This is a genomic window from Mesorhizobium sp. M7A.F.Ca.CA.002.05.1.1 (assembly GCF_003998335.1).
Lineage (GTDB): Bacteria > Pseudomonadota > Alphaproteobacteria > Rhizobiales > Rhizobiaceae > Mesorhizobium.
This window is the reverse complement of sequence record NZ_RZQI01000456.1, coordinates 1-4745: the sequence shown is the minus strand read 5'-3', so window position 1 is coordinate 4745 and position 4745 is coordinate 1. Positions and strand designations below refer to the sequence as shown.

The window sequence follows — 4745 nt, the reverse complement described above, 5'->3', positions numbered from 1 at the left end:
CGCCGCTGCCGGCAAAGGTCGACGGCATCGTCGTGCTCGGCGGCGGCTTTGAGGGCGCCATCAATCTGGCGCGGGGCGGCTATGAGTTGAACAGCAGCGGCGATCGGATGGTCGAGACCGCAGTTCTGGCCCGGCGCTTTCCCACCGCCAAGGTGGTCGTCTCCGGCGGCACCGGCGCGTTGTTTCTCGATGGCGAGGGCGATGCCGCAACCGCGCCGCGCCTGCTCACCGCGCTTGGCGTGGCCGCCGATCGTCTGATCCTGGAGAACAAATCCCGCAACACCTATGAGAACGCGGTCTTCACCAAGGAGTTGGTCACGCCGAAGCCCGGCGAGACCTGGCTGCTCGTGACCTCAGCCTTCCATATGCCGCGCGCCAAGGCGCTGTTCGACAAGGCCGGCTTCGCCACCGTTCCCTGGCCGGTCGACTATCGCACCTCGGGCAAAGAAGGCATCGGGCTGTTCCGCGATAATCCGGCCGACTCACTGCAGGCCACCACCATGGCCATCCGCGAATGGATCGGGCTTTTTGCCTATTGGCTGTCTGGCCGGATCGATCAGCCTTTTCCAGGCGGCTGACCGATCACCGCCTGCCTGGCGGCCGAGAAGAACTGGCGCCGCACCAGAACGGCCAGCAGCAACAGCGTCGACAACACGAACACCATGGGGTCGACGAACCAGCCGAGATAACCGATCGAGAAGAACACCCCGCGCAGGCCGGAGTTGAAGTGCTTTCCGGCCAGCATGTTCATTTGCGCCGCACGCCACACCGCCGTTTCGGTGACAGGATTGCGTGAGGCTTCGCCATGCGGGATCGGCACGGCGCCGATCAGGATCGTGCAATAGTTGAACAGCCGGTACGCCCAGCCGAATTTGAAGAACGAAAACGCCAGGATCAGCACCAGTCCGAACACCTTTATCTGAAAAGCCGCGCGCGACGGCGCGCCACCCAAGGGCAGGTCGCTGAGCACTTCAAGAACCCGGTCGGACGCGCCGAGCAAGGCAAAGCAGCCGCCGATCGCGATCAGCGAGCTGGAGGCGAAGAAGGCGGTGCCTTGCTGCAGCCCGCTCATAATGGCGGTGTCGACGATGCGGATCTCGCGCTCGGCCATGGTCCGCATCCAGGCTTGCCGCTGTGCATTCATCGCCGTCGTCAGCGACATGCGGCTGACCAGCTTGCCGTCGGAGGCGAACGTGTGCAGCAGCCACGCGACGAGGAAGAAGGCCAGCGCCGCGAGATCGGCTGTCGAAAGATCGAGGGAATCGCCCATGGACTGAATTTATCACATTCAGCGCAATCGCTTCGATGTCCGCATACAGCGATCGTACCAATGTCGCTGCCGGAGCAAACAAGGTCGGCGGGTGCAGCGCCGCGATTTCCAAAAGAGCGGAAACATCGTGGGAATTCCTATATGTAGTCCTCGACCTGACTCCAGGAGACAACGCCGCGTGTTCCTTTCGGTTTTCGACCTGTTCAAGATCGGCATAGGACCGTCGAGTTCGCACACGATGGGGCCGATGACCGCCGCTGCGCGGTTTCTCGACGAGGTCGCGGGAAATGACTGGCCGCGTCCGGCGGGCGTCAAGGTCGACCGGCTTGGCGCAAGCCTGCACGGGTCACTCGCCTACACCGGTATTGGCCACGGCAGTGATCGCGCCGTCATGCTCGGCCTTGCCGGTCTGACGCCGCAGACGGTCGATCCCGACCAGGCCGATGGCATTGCCAGCCGCATCGCCGCCGAAAAGCGCATTTCGCCGCCCGGCCATCCCTCCTATCGCTTTGATCCGGCCACCGATCTGGTGCTGGACCGCAAGACGCCGCTCACCGGTCACGCCAACGGCATGGCGTTCTACGCCTATGACGCCGGCGGCCGCCTGCTGCTCAAGCGGATCTATTATTCGATCGGCGGCGGCTTCGTGGTTTCCGAAGAAGAACTGCAGCGGATGAAAGCCAAGGGTTCGGTGACAACCGAAGGCAAGAAAGTGCCTTATCCGTTCAAGAATGCGGTCGAGATGCTGGCCATGGCCGGCAAAAGCGGTCTTTCCATCGCCGACATGAAACGCGTCAACGAGGAAACGCAGATGACGCGCGAGGAGCTCGACGCCGGCCTCGACGGAATCTGGAGCGCCATGAAGGGCTGCATCGACCGTGGCCTGTCGCAGGATGGCATCATGCCGGGTGGGCTGAAGGTGCGCCGCCGTGCCCGCATGCTGCACGATAAGCTGCAGGAGCAGTGGCAGCAGAACAAGCCCAATCCTTTGCTCGCCAATGACTGGCTGTCGATCTACGCCATGGCCGTGAACGAGGAAAATGCCGCCGGCGGCCGCGTGGTCACCGCGCCGACCAATGGCGCTGCCGGCACGCTGCCGGCGGTGCTGCGCTACTGGCTGCATTTCCATCCCGAGGCGGACCAGCCGAGCATTCGTGATTTCCTGCTGACGGCTGCCGCCGTTGGCGGCATCATCAAGACCAACGCATCGATCTCGGGCGCCGAGGTCGGCTGCCAGGGTGAGGTAGGCTCCGCGTCGGCGATGGCCGCAGCGGGCCTGTGCGCCGTCATGGGCGGTACGCCCGAACAGGTCGAGAATGCCGCCGAGATCGCGCTCGAACATCATCTCGGCATGACCTGCGATCCGGTTGGTGGTCTGGTTCAGGTGCCGTGCATCGAGCGCAATGCGCTGGGCGCGGTCAAGGCGGTGACGGCCGCGTCGCTGGCCATCAAGGGCGACGGCATCCATTTCGTACCGCTCGATGCGGCGATCGAGACCATGCGCCAGACCGGCCTCGACATGAACGAGAAGTACAAGGAAACCAGCCTTGGCGGGCTTGCAGTCAACGTCGTGGAGTGCTGAAGGCTGGCCTAAACCGCCGCTGTGGAGAAGTCGATCCGGTCGTTGACGCGTTCGCGTGCGGGACTAACCTTAAGCGATGTCTCTCAATCTCATAAAACTCTGTGTCGGCTGCGACAGCGTCGAGGATCTCGAAGAGTGGATCGCCTTCCGCCTCGACGAGCGGCGGCGCGCCGGTGAGCCGGTCGAGCAGTATCACACCACCCGCATGATGCCGACACGCGGCGCCGAGGTTACCGATGGCGGTTCGCTCTATTGGGTGATCAAAGGCAATGTGCAGTGCCGCCAGTTGATCACCGAAATCCGGCCGTTCACCGACAGTGAAGGCATAGGCCGTTGCCATCTGATACTCGACCCCGAGGTTGTACGCACCGACTGGCAGCCGCGCCGGGCTTTTCAGGGCTGGCGCTACCTGAAACCGGCGGACGCGCCGCTCGATCTGGGCAAGGGCAAGGCCGGATTGATCGAGATGCCGCCGAAACTCAGGCGCGAGCTGGCCGATCTCGGTCTGCTCTGACCCCAGGTGGCATCACCGCCTGGCCCTTTGCACCGCCCGATGTGGGGCTTGCAAGCGATGTGGCAACGCCACATCTTGTTTTTCATGAGTGATAAGAAGCAGCCTGTGCCAGCGAGGACCAGTCCTGCGCCGGTCAAGCCTCAATCCAACGCCGGCGAGATCGACGCCTTCATTCGTCAGGCGAGGACACTTGCCGCGTCGGCGACCGGTTCGGGCAGGCTGATCCTTGCCCTCGACGCGACGATGAGCCGCCAGCCGACCTGGGATCTGGCCTGCACGCTGCAGGGCCAGATGTTCGACGCAGTCGGCAAGGCCGGAACCCTCAGCGTGCAACTGGTTTATTTTCGCGGCCTCGGCGAGTGCCGTTCGTCGGCTTTCGTGAGCGACACCAATGCCTTGAAGCAGCTGATGACGCGGATCGAATGCCGCAGCGGCCACACCCAGATCGGAAAGGTCCTGACGCATGCGCTGAAACAGACGGCGGCCGCCAAGGTCAATGCGCTGGTCTACATCGGCGACGCGATGGAAGAGAATATCGACGATCTGGCCGAAAAGGCCGGCAGCCTCGGCCTTCATGGCGTTCCTGTCTTCGTGTTTCAGGAAGGCCATGATTCCGGCGCGGAAAAGGCGTTCAAAGAGATTGCGCGGCTTTCCAAGGGGGCTTGGTTCCGATTTGATCGGCGGGCTGCCGCGACCTTGGCAGGGCTGCTTTCGGCCGTCGCCGTGTATGCGACCGGCGGGTTGAAGGCGCTCGAAGCCAGGGGCAGGCCGGAAGACCGGCTGATGATCGAGCATCTGCGGGGCGGCGGAAAATAATGGGCGCAATCATCGCTTTTGTAGCGTTGCTTCTGCTGCTTCTCGGCGCGGTGACGATCTTTCTGCGTGCCGAGCCGGCGAAACTGGCGAGCACGCTGCGAACGCTCGGGCCGGCTCTTCTGGCAGTTGTCGGCGTCGCCGTGCTTGTGGTCGGCCGTGAAGGCATCGGCGGCATGATTCTCACCGGGGCAATTGCCTGGTATGGTTCCATGCGAATGAAAGGCCAGCCGGCCGGCCTTGCCCCGGGCAAACGCTCGACGGTGCGCACGGCGGCATTGGAAATGGAGCTCGATCACGATACCGGCGGCCTCGAAGGACTGGTCCTGGCTGGCCGCCACGAAGGCAAGATGCTTGGCGCGATGGGGCTGGCGGAATTGCAACACCTCTACCGCGAACTCTCCAGCGACCCGGAGAGCCGACAGCTGCTAGAGACGTATCTTGACGGCAGATTTCCCGTCTGGCGCAAAAACGCTGAGACGAACGGTGGCGAAGGGCTGGGTGTTGCGCCAGGTCCGGGCGCCATGACTAAGGAGGAGGCCTACAAGGACCTTGGTCTTGAAGCG

6 protein-coding genes are annotated in these 4745 nt (G+C 63.4%); 5 read left to right on the top strand and 1 reads right to left on the bottom strand.

The window, feature by feature from the left end; genetic code table 11:
• Nucleotides 1-578 (top strand): YdcF family protein (locus EN939_RS21400; protein WP_164751124.1); only part of this gene is annotated, 578 nt, incomplete at its 5' end.
• Here the strand turns inward: EN939_RS21400 and EN939_RS21395 are convergent.
• The gene (locus tag EN939_RS21395) at nucleotides 557-1270 is read right to left on the bottom strand and encodes a DUF599 domain-containing protein (protein ID WP_027161543.1); all 714 of its coding nucleotides are present in this window, start codon (nucleotides 1268-1270) and stop codon (nucleotides 557-559) included. The two genes, EN939_RS21400 and EN939_RS21395, sit on opposite strands and share 22 nt — an antisense overlap.
• Nucleotides 1271-1448: 178 nt before the next feature.
• On the opposite strand from EN939_RS21395, the gene EN939_RS21390 reads away from it, so the two are divergent.
• The 4 genes from EN939_RS21390 to EN939_RS21375 form a co-directional block, all read left to right on the top strand.
• Nucleotides 1449-2852: an L-serine ammonia-lyase gene (locus tag EN939_RS21390; protein ID WP_127269560.1), complete on the top strand. Its 1404-nt coding sequence runs from the start codon at nucleotides 1449-1451 to the stop codon at nucleotides 2850-2852.
• Nucleotides 2853-2928: 76 nt separating this feature from the next.
• The gene (locus EN939_RS21385; protein WP_013531780.1) at nucleotides 2929-3366 is read left to right on the top strand and encodes a DUF1489 family protein; all 438 of its coding nucleotides are present in this window, start codon (nucleotides 2929-2931) and stop codon (nucleotides 3364-3366) included.
• Between the two features lie 84 nt (nucleotides 3367-3450).
• The gene (locus EN939_RS21380; RefSeq protein ID WP_164749086.1) at nucleotides 3451-4182 is read left to right on the top strand and encodes a VWA domain-containing protein; all 732 of its coding nucleotides are present in this window, start codon (nucleotides 3451-3453) and stop codon (nucleotides 4180-4182) included.
• On the top strand, nucleotides 4182-4745 hold a 564-nt coding region (locus EN939_RS21375), incomplete at its 3' end, for a molecular chaperone DnaJ (protein WP_127269558.1). The genes EN939_RS21380 and EN939_RS21375, both read left to right, overlap by 1 nt.

Bases quoted from the DNA above. Each gene is read 5' to 3' on its own strand.
- EN939_RS21380 (WP_164749086.1), top strand. From the start codon at position 3,451: ATGAGTGATAAGAAGCAGCCTGTGCCAGCGAGGACCAGTCCTGCGCCG.
- EN939_RS21385 (WP_013531780.1), top strand. From the start codon at position 2,929: ATGTCTCTCAATCTCATAAAACTCTGTGTCGGCTGCGACAGCGTCGAG.
- EN939_RS21395 (WP_027161543.1), bottom strand. From the start codon at position 1,270: ATGGGCGATTCCCTCGATCTTTCGACAGCCGATCTCGCGGCGCTGGCC.